This is a genomic window from Maribacter sp. (genome assembly GCA_020629415.1).
GTDB classification, from domain to species: Bacteria; Bacteroidota; Bacteroidia; order Flavobacteriales; family Flavobacteriaceae; genus Maribacter; species Maribacter huludaoensis.
On the sequence record JAHDDL010000006.1, the window covers coordinates 22780 to 40490 of the forward strand.

Sequence of the window (17711 nt, forward strand, 5' to 3'; positions counted from 1 at the left end):
CCGGTTCTACTATTTCCATCCCACTTAATAGTTTTGTTTCCAGCGAATTTAAAAGTTGCTTCCATTGTGTCATACATTTCCCATCCATCATCTTTATAATGATACTTGCCAGCATCTACAGATACTTGTTCGGGATAGGTAACACCCAATGCCCACCTTGCAATGTCAAGTTCATGGGTGGCATTGTTGCCCATTTCTGCGGTACCATAATCCCATCCGTACCAATGCCAATTATAATCCCAAGTGTTGTCCGTGTACGCTCTTCTTGGAGCCGGTCCTTGAAAAAGTTCCCAATCTAAACCTTCTGGCGGGTTTGCCTTGGTTTGGTGGGGTACACGACCTCTTGCACTAATATAGAATGCGGTTGCCTTATAAACATCACCAATTACGCCGTTGTGTATATCTCTTATAACTTCTTGAGATTCTAGGGCAGATCTTTGCTGGTTGCCCATTTGCACTACTTTATCAAATTTTTTTTGATAGGCAACCACCAACTCACCTTCGCGCGGGTTATGGCTACAAGGTTTTTCTAAATAAACGTGTTTGCCGGCTTGCATTGCCATACAGGCACCTGGTGCATGCCAATGATCTGGTGTGGACATAAATATGGCATCAACATTTTTATCATCTAATATTTTTCTGATGTCGTTCTCCAATTTTGGTTTGCTGCTAATTTTAGATGAAACTTCTGTGGCAGCTTTGTCTCGCTGACTTTTCATTACATCACATAAATAGGTAAGCTCAACATTATTTTTTTTGTGTGCTATAGCAGGTATATAGGCACCATACCTTCTACCTAAACCTTGAATAGCTACATGAATTCTATCGTTTGCACCTATTATTTTAGAATAGCTCTTTGCTGTCATCGCATTTGCGGTACTACTGGCTATTGTAGCCCCAACTGCACCCAAAGCTGTTTTCTTAATAAAATTTCTTCTGTTTGAACTCATCGTATTTATTCTTTTGTATTATTTATAGCTCGGATTTTTACATTTTTGAACGATACCAAATCTCCATGGTCCTGTAGTAGTATTTGACCTTGATCCAATTCCCCGAAATTGGGCCACTTGGCATATTTACTTTCAGAAACCAATGTTCTATATGCATCACTTTTTCTTTCATATTCAAGAACTTTGGTCCCGTTTAGCCAATGTTCTACATGGTTGTCTTTAGATATGATATAAGCTGTATTCCATTCACCTATAGGTTTAATGGGTTTGTTTACATCTGCTTGAATTAAATCGTAAAGAGAGCTAACAGTTCTGCTGCCTTCATGGTTTCCTTTTTTTGAATCGGGGTGAAGATTGTCATCCAATATTTGATATTCCAGGCCAATAGAAGAGCCTTCACCTTTATTGATCTCAGTGTCAACATAATATTTAATGCCACTGTTGGCTCCTGGGGTTAATTTAAAATCAACTTTCAATTCAAAATCTCCATAAAGTTCTTTGGTTACAATATCACCACCTGCGGCAGACTCTTCCCCTCCAGAAGAAAGTACGCTTAGAACGCCATCTTCAATTTTCCATCCTTTCTCAGGGAATTCTTCTAACTTGGCACCTCTCCAACCATCAGTAGTTTTTCCGTCCCAGAGAAGTTTCCAGCCGTCTTTCTTTTCATCTATGGTCAGTTGATTTTTGGTAATAATTGGTGTTAAAGGAGAATTTCTTGAGTATTTGGAAACACTATCGGTTATGATTCTTACATTTTTCCAAATAATATCTGTTCCTGCTTTTTGATCCTTATGTATGCTATGCACCTGTAGGCATATAAAACCTTTTGCGGTTTTATCATCTATAAGATATGCGGCTGGTACGTCATTTACCCAAGTTTTAATCGTATCACCTATAGCTTCAATTCTATAATGGTTCCAATCGTTTTGCTTAAAGGCTTTTTGTGCAGCGGGATTATCGGTCATAGGGTTTAGCCAACCACGCCTTGACTCATCATAAATACCGCCGCTCCATGCTCTTTCAGAAGGGTCTATTTCAACTTGATATCCATGTACCCTGCCATCTCTATATGTTGGTATACTATTACTTCTAATTTGAATTCCCGAATTCATGGTAGAATCTACCTTATAGTCTAATTCTAATATGAAATCGCTATACATTTCATCGGTAGTTAAAAATGTATTAGGAGTGTTGTGTGTTGTGGTTCCTACTATGGTACCTTCTTTAACGGCATAGGTTGCATCTCCTCCTAATTTATGCCATCCGTTTAAAGTTTCTCCATCAAAAAGATCCACCCAAGGGGCATTGTCTTTAGGAGTTTCAGCGCAACTAATAAGAAATGTAGCTGTTGTCGCAAGTAATAATTTGGTCTTTAATAGGTGATTTTTCATTTTTGGTATAATTGTGCGATTTAATGCGAAATATATATAATGTAATGGATTACATTATATAAAAATATTGATTTATGTTGCATTTATTGTGTAATTAATAATTTTATTCATTAATTATTTAAAAATTATGAAAAGCTGAGGATTGTTGTGGATAATAAATGTTAAATGTCAAGCAATTGACAATCGATAATGCTCGTAGGTAGATTGTCGCAATTTTTCTCTAAGAGTTAGTAGTCAATGAAGGATGATACTACTATAATGTAGGCAATAGAAATACCAATATATCGGTTATTTTTTAGTTATAAGTTTATAGGAAATAATTATTCCATTTTGTAACTGCTAGGTATTAAGTGTTCTTAGGAAGGTTTCTGTTATATTTTCAAAATAAGTAATGTTTAATGGTGATCGCTCTTTACAGATTAATTTATAGCTATTACAATTTACACTATAATGCAAATAATAGAGCCAATAGCAATACATGTTACTTTTATTCCATTATTTTTAGTGAAAGGTAGATTAAAACAGGTTGGGTTTAGATTTCTTAATTAACTAAACTAACTATGAAAGTATTTGTGTAAATGGTTGTCATTATTTAAACCAATAAAAAAAAGCTCCATAAAAATGGAGCTTTTTGTAGTGATATCGACAGGATTCAAACCTATTGTTGAAAATGCTTAAATCCTGGAGAATCTGCGAAATTTTATTTTTACTGTTGTCTATTTGTTATCTACTTATCTTAAGGTAGTATTTTAAATTACTTCGTCTTTAAATTAAAGATAGAAAAATGTTAGTGTCGTTTTTTGTTAAATAGTCAAATTATCATTGGCACTTAACCCCACCACTAAAAATAAAAACCCTTCTCGTAGTGCTCAATTACGTAAAGGGTTTTTTAAACTAACTCAACACGAACTTAACTTTAATTATTTGGCTTTGGATATGGTTTATTTCTCACCGGATCGCTTAAGCTATGACCTATGCCGTTATTAAAAACATAATTATAATTTCTAAGCCTTTCATTATTGCCTCCTCCAGTTGCCGTGCTAGGCAAAGGTGCAGGTGACCTATTAACATCAATTCTTAGTTGGCTATCTCTTCTAAGAACAATTTTACCATCTTCACCTGGTATTAATGTTTGAAACTCGTAGTTAACGTCACGAACCAATAATGGGTCGTTCTGGGTTATATACGTGGTAATGATATGGTATTGAAGTATTAAGCGTAATACATCAACATCTGCCCTTGCCATAACTTCCGTAGGTGTTTCACCTTCTTCTATATCTGCTGATCCTGTCACTAAGGCGATGATATCACCATTACCTTCAAAAGCATTATTGTTCAGCATTAGAAATGTTCTGCCATTGTTTGCTGTGTTGTATTCGGCTACCATATCAGCGGCCTCTATAGCAGCTTTAAAATAGTTCAGGCCGTCACCGTTCAGAGTGCCATCTTCGTTCAGTTTTAGTACTTGTGGAGTATTAAGGAATTGCCAAGCTGTCATTTCACCATATGGGTCTGTAAGATCAACTTCCGGTTCAAAGACGAAACGCTCTTGTAAATCAATGTCGCATCCTATTAATGCAAACATCAGTAGAAACGTTCCACAAAATTTTAGTGCTTTTATTCTTTTCATTTTGGTGTGTATTTTTTAAGATTTATTTTTTAATACCCTGGTGTTTGTTCCAATAATGGGTTTTCAACTAAATGCTCATCAAATATTGGAAAAAGCAGTCTCTCGTCCGTTAATGTACGGCCACCTGTAAGTGTATCTAAAATTGGGTTTAAAATTTCAAGAGCTCTTCCTGTTCTTCTCAAATCCCACCAGCGTTGGCCTTCGCCCAAAAGTTCTAGCTGACGCTCGTCTAATATAAATAGCTCACGTTCTTGTTGTGTAGCCCCAAATTCAGCCGCGTCTACTAATGGTAGTTGTCTTGCAGTTCTAAATTCATTTATGATTTCCAGGGCTCTTAGTTCATTACCAAGTCTATTCTCTACCTCTGCTAGATATAATACAATGTTAGAATAACGGTAAAGAACCATATCACTATCATCTAATGTTTGATTAAAATTTGCCTTATTGTATTTGGCCATTCTAGCATTACCTACTCCCTTTAGTTCAAGATTGGTAATACCTTCTCGTGATAGGTAGTATCTATAATCTCCATAAACAAACTCTTCTTCACCTTCTTCGTTAGTAGTGGTAAGCACTGGGTCAGTGTCAGGATATTTAGTTACCCATTCAAGAGAATCTATAGGAAATTTTTCACGCCATTTTTGTTCCAGTGCCGGTGATAACGTAAAAGAAGGTATACCTGCAAAGAACAAATTAAAAATACCTGCTCTGTTTCGGTTGCCACTACCTGGCTCTTCGTTTAAGCTGAAACCGATTGACATAATCAATTCAGGACCTTGTTGTATCTTTAATGGACCGGAGCTAGATGGATTTGGTGCAAATGGGTCTATGTTATCGTTTAAAAACAAATTCTGCCAATCTCTAGCACTGGTAACCAAACTGAACTCATTGCTCTCCACAATCTTAAGAAGAGCTTCTTTGGTTTTTATATCATCACCTAAAAAACCATAGACCTCGGCTTGTAGTGCCCAAATACTGGTTAATGAAAATCTATATGGTCTACTTACTATATCCATATTTTCCTCTGCGGCAAGCATGTCAGGTATGATAACTTCATTAATTATCGTATTGGCTTCTGTTCTAGGTCTTTGTAAATCTGGACTAGCACCAATAACGGGTTCAGTGAACAATGGTACGTCTCCCCATACTCTAACCGCTTGGAAATATGCATAAGCTCTCATGGCTTGTGCTTCTGCCAATAATTCCGCGTCAAAACCACTAATATTAGGTACGTTGGCAATTACCAGATTAGCTCTGTTGATCAAATCGTAATAATCGTTCCATCTTAAAACACCTGCATTACCAGAAGTAACGTCGTTGGTAGTAAGCTCAATATTATTTGCGTTGGCACCATCATTTCCATTTATGTAACTATCACCTCTAAACTCTCCCCAATAATAGTGTTTTAACCGAAATGCAGGTTGCATACCGTCGTACATTCCTATTACAGTAGCTAAGGCATCATTATTATTTCTGAAAAAATTATCTGGCGAAATTTCACTGATCGGTGATTCATCAACTAAATTTTCACATGATGATATAGATAGGGCTCCCAACAGAACGGCAACACTACCTATTATATATTTATTTAATTTTCGTAGTTCCATTTTAGTTTATTTAAAATTTAAGATTAAGACCTAGGATTACTTCACGGTCATTTGGAAACCTTAGGTTGTCCACCCCTGGTTGTAACGGATTACCTCTTGTTCCTAATTCTGGATTAAAGCCTGGATAATTGGTCCAAGTAAGCAAGTTGTTACCAGATATATAAAAAGAACACTTTTTAACAAAACCAAACTGCTCTAAAGCTTTTTTAGGCAAGTCATAACCCAGTCTAACAAAACGTAGTTTTATAAAGCTACCGTCAGTTACATAGAAACTATTAGGTCTGTCCCTGTTTTGTGGAACCCTGGTTAATCTTGGATAAACCGTAATGTCTCCAGGATTTTGCCAAGCACCCTCTATACGGTCTGGACCCGGTGTCTCACCTCCTGAGTTTAAATCATTTCTAGCTTCGTCCCAACGTCTCCACGTATCGTTTCCTAAAGTAAAGTCAAACAAAAAGCTAAGGCTTATATCTTTATATTTAAAATCGTTTGAGAATCCACCAAATGATTTTGGTAAACCATTTCCTATGGTCTGTCTGTCTTCGTTTGTTATGACGAAATCACCATCAACATCATCCCAAAAGATATCACCACCTTGGGCAACACGACCGTCATTTCTTATTTGGTTCACATCTCCGGTAAACTCTGATCCGTTAAGGGTATAATTCACAAACTCTCCAGAATTGTCAAAATTAGGTGTCAGCTGAACGCCATCATTTGTAAATGCGTTAGATTCATCATATTGAAAAACCCCTAAGTTTTTAAAACCGTAAATATTACCAATTGGTTGACCTTCTTCAATTAAGTAGTCACCTGATTGAAATGATGTACCACCGAAGAGTTGAGTAACCTCATTTTCTTGAAAACTAATGTTGAAATTACTATTCCAACTAAAATTTTTGGATTGTATGATGCTTCCACCAATATTTAGGTCAATACCTTGATTTCTTACTGCTCCAACATTCTGTCTTATGCCAGAGAAACCAGACTCCTCCGGTAGAGGTACATTGGCCAATAAATCTTTGGTATCTTTTCTCCAAACATCAAAATTTATAGTAAATCTATTCTTGAACATTCCTAAATCAAAACCTAGGTTAGTGGCAACCGTACTTTCCCAACTTAATTCTGGATTTCCTAATCTGGTAGGTGATACTCCGCTAATACCATCGTAAACTGCACCAGGTGTAAAAGCAGATGTAAATTCATAATCCCCAATTCGATCATTTCCGGTTTCACCATAACTGGCTCTTAACAAAAGGTTGTTGATTTTACTATTACTGTTCTTGAAGAACGGTTCATTGCTTACTCTCCACCCAATTGAACCTGAGGGGAAATAACCAAATTCATTGTTATCTCCAAATCTTGATGAACCATCTCGTCTTAACGTTGCACTTATAAGATAGCGGTTATCAAAGTCGTAGTTGAAACCTCCAAAGAGTGAGTAAAGGTTACTTTTTGTGTTAAAAGTTTGTCCTCCGTTAATACCTATACCATTTGGATCAACATTGTTAAATGTCTGTACGTCTTCTGAAACGAAAAGAGCATTTGAAATTCCAAAATTTTCTTCACTTCTACGAAGTATTTGCATACCGGCAAAAGAGGAGACACTATGTTTACCGAAATCTTTATTATAGTTTATAAAATTTTCTTGTTGTATATCATAGTCGATTCTATCTCTAAGGCTACCTAAAGGATTTGTGTTTCTAGGGTTTAAAACCAATAAAGGTTGAAAATCATTATTACGTCTCAATCTAAAGTTGATACCTAATGTAGATTTTATAGAGAAGGACGGAGTAAATTTATATTGAACAGAATTAAAGCTTTGTGCCCTCCACGTTCTTAACTTTAATTGTCTAAGTTGCGCTTCGGCAACCGGATTTTGTCTACCACCAAATTCTGGGGTAAAACTACCGTCCGGTTCAAATACAGGATAGTAGGCAATACGTTCAACAAGTTGCTGAAAAACCTGATTTTCATTTAATCCACTAAATTCTTCAAATGATGCGTTAAAGCTTGTACTTAACGTTAGTTTTGTAGATGGGGTGAAATCTAATTTAAATCGGCTATTGATTCTTTTAAAACTACTATTGATAACTATACCTTCTTCATTTAAAAAACCGTTGTTCCAGTAAGCTTTTAGTTTTTCGCCACCTCCACTTACTGCTACGTTTACCTGATTTCTTATACCAGCCTTGGTAATCAATTCTTGAAGATCAAATGAATTACGGTTTCTAAGACTTAATGAATCTCGTTGCAGTCCTGTGGGATTTTCACGTTGTGCCGCAGTACGTCTTACATCTTCGTAAAATAAGCGTTGTCTGGTATTGGCAACCGGTATAGCTCCGTTTAATGTGTTTATTCCACTTACTACGTTTACATCTATGGTAACATCACCTCTCTTACCAGATTTTGTGGTAATCAAAACAACACCGTTTGCACCACGTGTACCGTAAATTGCAGTGGTGGCACCATCTTTTAAAACCTCAAGGGAAGCTATATCATTTGGGTCTATATTGTCTATATTGTCCAGTTGTTGACCGTCTACTACATATAAAGGTCCCGTACCACCGGCACTAAAGGTTGATGTACCTCTTACTCTAATATCAAAACCAGCACCTGGACCTCCGTTACTTGCAATTTGTACCCCGGCCAATCTACCTTGTACACCTTCAAAAGCATTTGAAGGAGTTACCTCGGCAATTTTTTCTGATTTTACAGAACTTAATGAACCTAATACCTTCTCCCTAGAAACGGATGAATAACCTATTACGACAACTTCATCCAGGGCTTCGGTATCTTCTTCTAATGTCACATTTATGCTAGAGGAATTAACCGTTACATCCTTGGTATTAAAACCAATATAGGAAAAGGTCAATACTCTAGAACCTGGTACTAAATTAATAGTATAATTACCATCAAAATCACTGGACATACCGTTATTTGTCCCTTTTTGTACTACGTTAACGCCGGGCAAAGGTTCTCCGTTAACGTCGGTAACTGTACCTTTTACGGTACTTACCTGTGCAAAAGCTGATGTACTGGTTATCATGAACATGATCACGGTAGCCAATACAGAGAAGGTAGCAATACGCGAGCGTTTGTTACACTTTTTTTTCATTTTGAGTTGAGTTTTGTTAATATTAAATTGACTTAATCTAATTTTTAAGGATTTTTATTAATTATTAACCAATAAAACGACCTAAAAATTATTAGATTCTCAACAATTATATTAACAAGAAGTTGTGAAGGCATCCTGTACTGTACTGTAGGGATGGTGGTAAGAGGCGTCAAAAAAAATAGGGTTAAATCGTTAAATATCTGAAAGTCAAATTTTTAATAATTGTTTTTATAGTCTTGCTGCAAAAAAAATTATTATAGAAGAAAGCTTTAAAATAAGGATATGTTATTTAGGTGTAAAAATTTGTTTAAACAGAGTGTCTGTCAATAAAATTAAAATCATTTTTTATTTCTACTCTTTTGTTTTCAACGATCATTTTAGCCGCTTCTTCACCCATTTTTTTAAAGTCTGTACTAATTACGGTTATACCCAATAATTCTTTTAAAGGTGTGTCATTGTACGATATAATGCCAATATCCTCACCTAGTTTATAATGTCTATCTCTACTTTGTTTTACCAAATTGACTAAATCCGATTCTTCTATTATAATATATAAATCCCCCAATTGTAATTCCATGCTGTCATAAATTTCATCAAGTATTTCGTAGTCCATATCATGTTGAATACAAAATCTCTTAAAACCTGTTACAATACCTTTAGGGTATGGATAAACACCTTTGCTAGGGTATACCAATATGACTTTTTTATATTTTGATAATTTTTCTAATCCGGCGGTAAGGGCATTATAAATATCTTCCGTAAAGTCTTGATATACTCTGCCTGCCTCTTTTGATAAACTCTTTAAATTCCGGTCCATAATGATCAGCTTTCCATTTGGTATGGAATGAATTGCTTTTAAAATATCATCGGTACAACCCATATGCTGAAGATTTTCATTTTTAAAATGAGGCATTATAACATAGTAATCGTATAAGTTTTTTTTATTTTCAATTATGTTGCTAAATACTAAAGGTTCACAGTGGTAAATATCTAAATCTACATGGGTATTCGCATCTAGACTATTTACAAATGAATTGAAAATTCTCATTTTGTAAGTACTTAACTTATTAATAAGAAAAAGCACTTTTGCTTTTATGGTTAGATCTGTCTTTGATATGTAATACCCTTTGCCTTTTACCGATATAATTATATTTTGTTCTTTTAATAGACCGTAGGCTTTTTCTACCGTATCTCTAGAGAGTAGGTATTCTTCGCTTACCTCGTTAATTGAAGGGATTTTTTCTCCCATACTCAATACACCTTTATGGATGCTATTGATTATAGAGTCCATAACTTGTTTGTATTTAGGAATACGGGATTCAGTGTCTACATAAATATATTCAAGTTTTTTCAAGTTGTGCGGTTTTAGTTTTATGACCTAAATTAGGGTATATACAGAATTAATCAAATTCAAACTTATGTAATCTTTTTGGCTTTTTATTTTTTTTATCGAATTTAACTAACAGTATAGTACAGGATGCGTTGTTTTTATTCATGCTCTATTTTCGTTGACAACCATAATTAAAAAAACAGATTAATGCAGGTCAAAACATATAAACACGTAGATTATCTTTGGGACGAATCAAAAGCGTCAGAGCTAGGGGACAACCAGGTAGAGTTGTTTCTTTACAGGTCAAATATTTTAGGAGCAGACCTTCGTATAACAAACTTCGGTGGTGGTAATACTAGCTGTAAAACTATTGAAAAAGATCCTCTTACAAATGAAGAGGTTGAAGTAATGTGGATCAAAGGTTCAGGTGGTGATATTGGCACTCTTACAAAAGCTGGTATAGCGGGCCTGTATACAGAGCGACTTAGAAATTTGAAGAATGTTTATGGTGGTCTAGAAGATGAAGACCGTATGGTAGGGCTGTTTAATCATTGTATTTATGATTTGGACAGCAAAGCTCCTTCAATTGACACCCCTTTACACGGTTTACTTCCTTTTAAACATATAGATCATTTACATCCTGATGCATTAATAGCGGTAGCTGCGGCAAAAAACAGCGAGAAGGTTACCAAAGAAATTTGGGGAGATACCATGGGGTGGGTGCCATGGCAAAGACCAGGTTTCGATTTAGGTCTGCAACTTGAAAAATGTTTAAATGACAACCCTGGTATTAGAGGTATTGTATTAGGTAGCCATGGTCTTTTTACTTGGGGAGATACATCATACGAGTGTTACCTTAATAGTTTAGAGGTTATTGAAATGGCCTCTGAATACATTGAGAAAAAAATTAAAGAGAACGGTAGTGTATTTGGTGGGCAAAAAGTAGAAAGTCTTCCTGAAGAAGAGCGCAAGGAAAAAGCAGCTAAACTTATGCCGTTACTTAGAGGACTTTGTTCTTCAGAAAATCAAATGATCGGTCATTTTACCGATACGGATGTAGTATTGGAGTATATTAATAGTAATGATTTGGAGAGATTGGCACCTATGGGGACTTCTTGTCCGGATCATTTTTTAAGAACCAAGATTCAACCATTGGTTCTTACCTTAAGTACAGATGAGGATCTTTCCAATAGTGAAAAGGTATTGGAAAAACTTACTCCTGCATTTGAAAATTATAGAAAAGAATACGCTGAATATTACGAAAATTGTAAAAGGGATAATAGCCCTGGAATGAGGGATCCTAACCCGGTAATTATTATTTATCCTGGGGTAGGTATGTTCAGTTTTGCAAAGAATAAGCAGACTACAAGGGTGGCAAGCGAGTTTTATATTAATGCCATAAACGTAATGCGTGGTGCCGAGGCTATAACCGAGTATACATCTTTGCCAAGACAAGAGGCATTTGATATTGAATATTGGTTGTTGGAAGAAGCTAAATTACAGCGTATGCCAAAAGAAAAACCATTGTCTAGGAAAGTAGCTCTGGTTACCGGCGCCGGTGGCGGTATTGGTAAAGCTATAGCAGATAAACTTGCTGAAGAGGGCGCCAATATAGTGCTTACCGATATTGTTGAAGATCGGTTGGTTGAAGGTGTGGCAACCTACAAAAGGGATGTAGCCAGCTATGCTGTTTGTGATGTTACCAATACTGATTCTATAGCCAATGCCTTTAAAAAAGCATGTTTAGAATTCGGCGGTGTAGATATCATAGTTCACAGTGCTGGTTTGGCCATTTCCAAACCATTAGAGGAAACTACCGACAAAGATTGGAATTTGTTACAGAACGTGCTAGTTAAAGGTCAGTTTGACCTGGCTAAGCAAGGTGTTGCCGTAATGAGAGATCAGGGCTTAGGAGGTAATTTTATTAGTATAGCCAGTAAAAACGGATTAGTTTCTGGACCTAACAATGTTGGGTATGGTACCTCTAAAGCAGCGCAACAACATATGAGCCGTTTATTGGCAGCGGAACTAGGCAAAGATAAAATTAGGGTTAACGTTGTAAATCCTGATGGGGTAATTGTTGGTAGTAAGATCTGGGAAGGTGACTGGGCTGAAGGTCGTGCCAAAGCGTATGGAATAACTGTAGATGAGTTGCCTGCACATTACGCTAAAAGAAATTTATTGAACGAGATCATTTATCCAGAAGACATTGCTAACGGTGTTTTTGCCTGTGTAGGAATTTTAGACAAATCAACAGGTAATATTATTAATGTCGATGGCGGTATGGCCAATGCATTTGTAAGGTAGTTGTTTGTAGTTTTTTTAAAAGCTTTTATAGATGAAAATCTATAGAAGCTTATTTTTAATGGGAAATTAATACTTATGAGAGTAGACGAAAATCAATTAGACGAAATAAATAAAAAACATCTGTCCTTACATGATGAGAAATATAATTTTTTGGGCAACATATTGTCAAAACAAGGAAAAGATGTTGATGGCATCCTTAAAATGCTTGGAGATTTTCAGGTAGCCATTCCTAGTTGGGCATTAGGAGCTGGTGGAACCAGATTTGGACGCTTTGGCTTTCAGGGAGAACCTAGTACATTGGAGCAAAAAATAGATGATGTAGGTATCATTCATAAATTAACCCAAACGGCCGGGGCGATCTCTTTACATATTCCTTGGGATGTACCAAGTGATTATAAAGCTATCAAAGAAGTAGCTGCCGCTCATAATATTGTTTTTGATGCTGTCAATAGTAATACTTTTCAAGATCAAAAAAATGCTAAAGAGAGCTATAAGTTTGGGTCATTGTCAAATATTAACAAAGCTTCTCGCGATCAAGCAATAGCACATAATATAGATGTTATTAATATAGGTAATAAATTAGGCTCTAAAAGTTTAACAATTTGGTTGGCAGATGGATCTAATTTTCCTGGTCAAAGCAATTTTCAGCATGTACTTCAAAATACAGAGGATAGTGTTAAGGAAATATATAAAGCATTGCCGGAAGATTGGAAAATGTTTATAGAATACAAACCCTATGAACCAAATTTTTATAGTACTGTAATTCAAGATTGGGGAACGTCATTTATGCTGGCGAATGCTTGTGGCGAAAAAGCATATAGCTTGGTGGATTTAGGACATCATTTACCCAATACGAATATCGAGCAGATCGTATCAACATTGATGATGAAAGGTAAATTAGGTGGTTTTCACTTTAATGATAGTAAGTATGGAGATGATGATGTTACCGTTGGTAGTATTAAACCTTATTCTTTGTTCTTGATCTTTAACTCTTTGGTTTACGGAATGGAAAACAATCCTCAAAATCCATATCCGGCTTGGATGATAGATGCTAGTCATAATATTAAAGATCCTTTAGAAGATTTGATACAATCTTTAGAGGCAATTCAAGAAGCGTATGCCAAGGCATTGTTAATTGATCAAAACGAACTTGCTGCTGCACAAAAGAATAATGATGTTGTAAAATGTCAAGAAATTCTTCAGAATGCTTATCGTACAGATGTGAGACCTTTAATAGAAAAAGCAAGAGTTGGTAGAGGAGGAGCAATCAACCCTATAGAAACTTATAGAGCATTAAAAGTAAGAGAAGGTTTAATAAAAGAAAGAGGAGTGAACTCGGTAGCATCGGGATTATAAATGAAGAGTATGAAAACCAACGTAACCGCAGTATTTGATATAGGAAAGACCAATAAAAAGTTTTTTCTATTTGACGAAGATTATCAGGAAATCTATCGAGAATATACTCGATTTGAGCCTATTGAAGATGAAGATGGTCATCCGACGGAAGATTTACATTCGTTACAGATATGGTTAAAAGAGGTTTTTGATAGAATTCTTAATGCTAAGGAACATAATATAACGGCCATAAATTTTTCTACTTACGGTGCCAGTTTTGTACATCTAGATGAAAACGGAAAAGTACTTACCCCTTTGTATAATTATACAAAACCAATGGATGAAAAGGTTTTGAATGATTTTTATGAAAAGTATGGTCCTAAAAATGAATTTGTAAAAGCTACAGGTTCTTCTGATTCGGGTATGTTAAATTCAGGCATGCAGTTGTTTTGGATAAAACACACGAAACCGGAAATCTATGAGAAAATTGCATTTTCATTACATTTACCCCAATACCTAAGTTATGTTTTTACGGGTATTCCGTTAAGTGAATACACTAGTATTGGTTGTCATACAGGCTTGTGGAACTATGCAGATAAAGATTACCATTCTTGGGTTTACAAAGAAGGTATAGATCGTATACTGCCCCCAATTGTTTCTACTGAGACAAGTATTAATATGAACTATAATGGTAAACGCATTAAAATAGGTGTAGGTATTCATGATAGTTCTGCGGCATTGCTACCCTATGTAAGAAGTATTAAGCAAAAATTTATCTTGGTTTCTACCGGAACATGGAGTATTGCCTTAAACCCTTTTTCTCAAAAGCACTTAACGGAAAAAGATATAGAAAAGAATTGTATTAATTACATGAGAATTAACGGCAAACCAGCGAAAGCAAGCCGTATATTTTTGGGTAATGAATATAGTTTGCAAGTAAAAAAATTGACCCAGTATTTTAATGTGCCCAATGATTATCATAAATCGGTCGCTTTTAGTTATGATACGTTTTTTGCAATAATGAAAGATTTTAATTATTGCTTTAAATGGGAAAGTATTGCTGATAAAAATATGCCGGCAGAAACAAAATTCAATTTTGATCAATTTGAGCATGCCTACCATCAACTAATGGTTGAGTTGGTTTTATTACAGGTAGATAGCATAAAAACTGCGGCTGGTAATGATGATATAGAGAAATTATACATAGATGGCGGTTTTAGTGATAATGATGTCTATATAAAGCTGGTATCCCATTACCTAAGAAACATGGAATTACGTACCACAGATTCATCATTAGGTTCGGCTTTGGGTGCCGCCATTGCTATATCTGACACGAAGCTTAATTCAAAATTCTTAAAAAAGAACTACGCGTTGAAAAAACACGTTCCCTTTATTATCAAATAAGTAGAATTATATGTCAAAGGAATTCAATTCAGATTATCCATCTGTAGACGATTTACGAAATAAAGCAATGAGGAGAATTCCAAAGTTCGCTTTTGAGTATTTGGATGGTGGTTGTAACGAAGATGTTAGTATATCCAGAAATACTTCAGAAATACGAGAGGTTCAACTACAGCCCCGTTATCTAAGAAATCATGGTACAAGCTCCATTAAAACTAAAGTTATGGGAATGGAGTTCGATGCTCCTTTTGGCATAGCACCGGTAGGTTTACAGGGGTTAATGTGGCCAAATACACCTGCAATTTTGGCAAAGTCCGCTTTTAAGCATAATATACCTTTTATACTTAGTACGGTAACTACTATGGATATTGAAAAGGCAAGTGAACTTACAGAAGGTAATGCTTGGTTTCAATTATATAATCCTGTAGATGATGCTATTCGCGATGATATTATTGACAGGGCCGAAGCAGCAGGTTGTCCTGTATTGGTGTTACTTTGTGATGTTCCCACCTTTGGTTACCGACCTAGGGATTTCAAAAATGGACTGGCACTACCACCTAAAATGACCGCAGCGAACATTATGCAGATTTTGGGCAACCCTACATGGGCATTGAATACACTTAAGTATGGCCAACCCTCTTTTGAAACTTTAAAACCTTATACTCCAGAAGGACTTAATTTAAAACAATTGGGTGCCTTTATGGACAAAACATTTTCCGGTAGGCTAAATGAAGAGAAAATAAAGCCGATAAGGGATAAATGGAAGGGTAAATTGGTATTGAAGGGAGTAGCTTCGGAACAAGATACACAAGATGCAATACGCATGGGTTTTGATGGCGTTATCGTTTCCAACCACGGTGGAAGACAATTAGATGCGGCTCAATCAACTATAAACTCGCTGCAGGAAATTGCTGTAAAATACAGTGATCAAATTGAAGTTATGATGGATAGTGGTCTACGGTCAGGTCCTGATATTGCTAGAGCCATGGCAAGTGGTGCAAAATTTACTTTCATGGGACGTTCCTTCATTTATGGAACTGGAGCCCTTGGGAATAAAGGAGGCGATCACACTATTAGTATGTTGAAAACACAGTTTAAGCAGGTAATGGATCAGCTTTGTTGCGATCGTGTCGAAGATTTGCCAAACCACCTAATTAAATAAAAACAACCAAAATTATGAGCCAAAACCATCACGAAGAAGATATTGTTGAAGAAATTGCTGGCGGTGAATTTGAAAGAGAACCGGTTCCCCAATCTAAATTAAAAAGCTGGAAAAGCTTTCTTGGCATGTACGCGGGCGAACATGCTGCAGGTACAGAATTTGTTATTGGTCCCCTGTTTTTAACAACGGGCGTTAGTGCTTTTGATTTGATTGTAGGGTTATTATTGGGCAATTTAATGGCAGTATTAAGCTGGCGTTTTCTAACATCGGAAATCGCGGTTAAAAGAAGACTTACCCTTTATTATCAATTGGAAAAAATTTGCGGTAAAAAACTGGTCATCGGTTATAATTTGGCCAACGGTATTTTGTTCTGTTTTTTGGCGGGTGCAATGATTACCGTTTCGGCAACTGCCGTAGGTATACCTTTTAATATGGAGATGCCAAAATTGACAGATACTTTGCCTAATGGTCCTACTTGGATAATTATAGTACTGGTTATCGGTGCCGTTATTTCATTAATAGCATCTAAGGGTTATGATACCGTTTCCAAAGCGGCTAACTGGATGTCTCCAATTATCGTTCTGGCATTTGTAGCTTGCGGTATTGTTGCATTACAACAATTGGGTGTTGGTAGTTTTGAAGATTTTTGGAATATTTGGGGTGATGGTGGTGAGCCATTTCCGGGTCAAGTTAAGTATACTTTTTGGCATGTTTTCTTTTGGTCCTGGTTTGCAAATGGGGCCATGCATATAGGTATGTCAGATCTTTCCGTTTTTCGTTTTGCAAAAAAAGCAAGCTCTGGGTGGACAACTGCCGCAGGTATGTATGTGGGGCATTATATGGCTTGGATAGCAGCGGCTTTGTTATATGCCGTTTACGTACAATCGCCTGAAGCTCAAGCATTATTGAGTCAAGGTCAGGCTCCTAATGTTGCTCCGGGTCCTTTGGCTTACAACGCAATCGGGGTATTCGGTATCCTTGCTGTAGTATTGGCAGGTTGGACAACCGCTAATCCTACAATATATAGAGCTGGTCTTGCATTTCAAGCGATCATGCCTAAGACGTCTACATTCTGGGTAACCATTTTGGCAGGTTCTATTGCTACGGTTGCTGGTCTTTTTCCGGCATTTGCCATGAAATTACTGGATTTTGTAGCACTGTATGGTTTTATTTTAGCTCCTGTAGGTGCGGTAATCGTATTTGAACATTTCTTTCATAAACAAGTAGGTATCGTAAAGAATTACGCAGAAGTATCCGGAGAAAAGTTTAGCAAATCGGTACTATTGGCATGGGGTATAAGTTTTGGTCTTTTTTATTTTATATCTATTCAATTTGAAGTTTTCTTGTCCTTTGTTACCTTACCTGCATGGTTACTGTGCGGCGTATTGTTTTTAATGTTCAGTAAAAAGTTTCAAAAGAAATTTTAACTATATAGCGTATACTACTTTATTAAATACTATTGCTATCGTAAAGCCAG

11 protein-coding genes are annotated in these 17711 nt (G+C 36.1%); 5 read left to right on the forward strand and 6 right to left on the reverse strand.

Annotated elements, in window-relative coordinates:
* From QZ657_RS04095 to QZ657_RS04120, 6 genes are all read right to left on the reverse strand, one after another.
* Positions 1–950: Gfo/Idh/MocA family protein (locus QZ657_RS04095; protein ID WP_291965135.1), on the reverse strand; the 950-nt coding region annotated here is incomplete at its 3' end.
* A 5-nt stretch (positions 951–955) separates the two neighbouring features.
* Entirely contained in the window at positions 956–2344 is a 1389-nt protein-coding gene (locus tag QZ657_RS04100) for a DUF1080 domain-containing protein (RefSeq protein WP_291961159.1), read from the reverse strand.
* Positions 2345–3260: 916 nt separating this feature from the next.
* Positions 3261–3974 (reverse strand): hypothetical protein, encoded by a 714-nt coding sequence (locus QZ657_RS04105; RefSeq protein WP_276471823.1) that lies wholly within the window; start codon positions 3972–3974, stop codon positions 3261–3263.
* 29 nt (positions 3975–4003) lie between these two features.
* Complete coding sequence (locus QZ657_RS04110; RefSeq protein ID WP_291965137.1) at positions 4004–5581, reverse strand: RagB/SusD family nutrient uptake outer membrane protein; 1578 nt, start codon at positions 5579–5581, stop codon at positions 4004–4006.
* A 10-nt stretch (positions 5582–5591) separates the two neighbouring features.
* Positions 5592–8699, reverse strand: coding sequence for a SusC/RagA family TonB-linked outer membrane protein (locus tag QZ657_RS04115; protein ID WP_291965139.1), 3108 nt, complete (start codon positions 8697–8699; stop codon positions 5592–5594).
* Positions 8700–9006: 307 nt separating this feature from the next.
* Positions 9007–10053 carry a GntR family transcriptional regulator gene (locus tag QZ657_RS04120; RefSeq protein ID WP_276471826.1) on the reverse strand — a complete coding sequence of 349 codons (1047 nt, stop codon included), beginning with the start codon at positions 10051–10053 and terminating at the stop codon, positions 9007–9009.
* Positions 10054–10236: 183 nt separating this feature from the next.
* Between QZ657_RS04120 and QZ657_RS04125 the strand changes: the two genes are divergently transcribed.
* The 5 genes from QZ657_RS04125 (at position 10237) to QZ657_RS04145 (ending at position 17661) form a co-directional block, all read left to right on the forward strand.
* Complete coding sequence (locus tag QZ657_RS04125) at positions 10237–12336, forward strand: bifunctional aldolase/short-chain dehydrogenase (protein ID WP_291965142.1); 2100 nt, start codon at positions 10237–10239, stop codon at positions 12334–12336.
* A gap of 75 nt (positions 12337–12411) precedes the next feature.
* On the forward strand, positions 12412–13692 hold the full coding sequence (locus tag QZ657_RS04130; protein ID WP_291962616.1) for a sugar isomerase: 1281 nt from the start codon (positions 12412–12414) through the stop codon (positions 13690–13692).
* Between the two features lie 9 nt (positions 13693–13701).
* Positions 13702–15075 carry an FGGY-family carbohydrate kinase gene (locus QZ657_RS04135; protein WP_276471829.1) on the forward strand — a complete coding sequence of 458 codons (1374 nt, stop codon included), beginning with the start codon at positions 13702–13704 and terminating at the stop codon, positions 15073–15075.
* Positions 15076–15085: 10 nt separating this feature from the next.
* Positions 15086–16234: an alpha-hydroxy acid oxidase gene (locus QZ657_RS04140; RefSeq protein ID WP_291965144.1), complete on the forward strand. Its 1149-nt coding sequence runs from the start codon at positions 15086–15088 to the stop codon at positions 16232–16234.
* Positions 16235–16248: 14 nt separating this feature from the next.
* Positions 16249–17661, forward strand: coding sequence for a purine-cytosine permease family protein (locus QZ657_RS04145; RefSeq protein ID WP_291962612.1), 1413 nt, complete (start codon positions 16249–16251; stop codon positions 17659–17661).
* Positions 17662–17711: the final 50 nt, after the last annotated feature.

What these genes read in the sequence shown, in the direction of transcription:
- QZ657_RS04110 (WP_291965137.1), bottom strand. Translation starts at nt 5,581, where the DNA reads ATGGAACTACGAAAATTAAATAAATATATAATAGGTAGTGTTGCCGTT.
- QZ657_RS04140 (WP_291965144.1), top strand. Translation starts at nt 15,086, where the DNA reads ATGTCAAAGGAATTCAATTCAGATTATCCATCTGTAGACGATTTACGA.
- QZ657_RS04145 (WP_291962612.1), top strand. Translation starts at nt 16,249, where the DNA reads ATGAGCCAAAACCATCACGAAGAAGATATTGTTGAAGAAATTGCTGGC.
- QZ657_RS04115 (WP_291965139.1), bottom strand. Translation starts at nt 8,699, where the DNA reads ATGAAAAAAAAGTGTAACAAACGCTCGCGTATTGCTACCTTCTCTGTA.
- QZ657_RS04130 (WP_291962616.1), top strand. Translation starts at nt 12,412, where the DNA reads ATGAGAGTAGACGAAAATCAATTAGACGAAATAAATAAAAAACATCTG.
- QZ657_RS04135 (WP_276471829.1), top strand. Translation starts at nt 13,702, where the DNA reads ATGAAAACCAACGTAACCGCAGTATTTGATATAGGAAAGACCAATAAA.
- QZ657_RS04100 (WP_291961159.1), bottom strand. Translation starts at nt 2,344, where the DNA reads ATGAAAAATCACCTATTAAAGACCAAATTATTACTTGCGACAACAGCT.
- QZ657_RS04125 (WP_291965142.1), top strand. Translation starts at nt 10,237, where the DNA reads ATGCAGGTCAAAACATATAAACACGTAGATTATCTTTGGGACGAATCA.
- QZ657_RS04105 (WP_276471823.1), bottom strand. Translation starts at nt 3,974, where the DNA reads ATGAAAAGAATAAAAGCACTAAAATTTTGTGGAACGTTTCTACTGATG.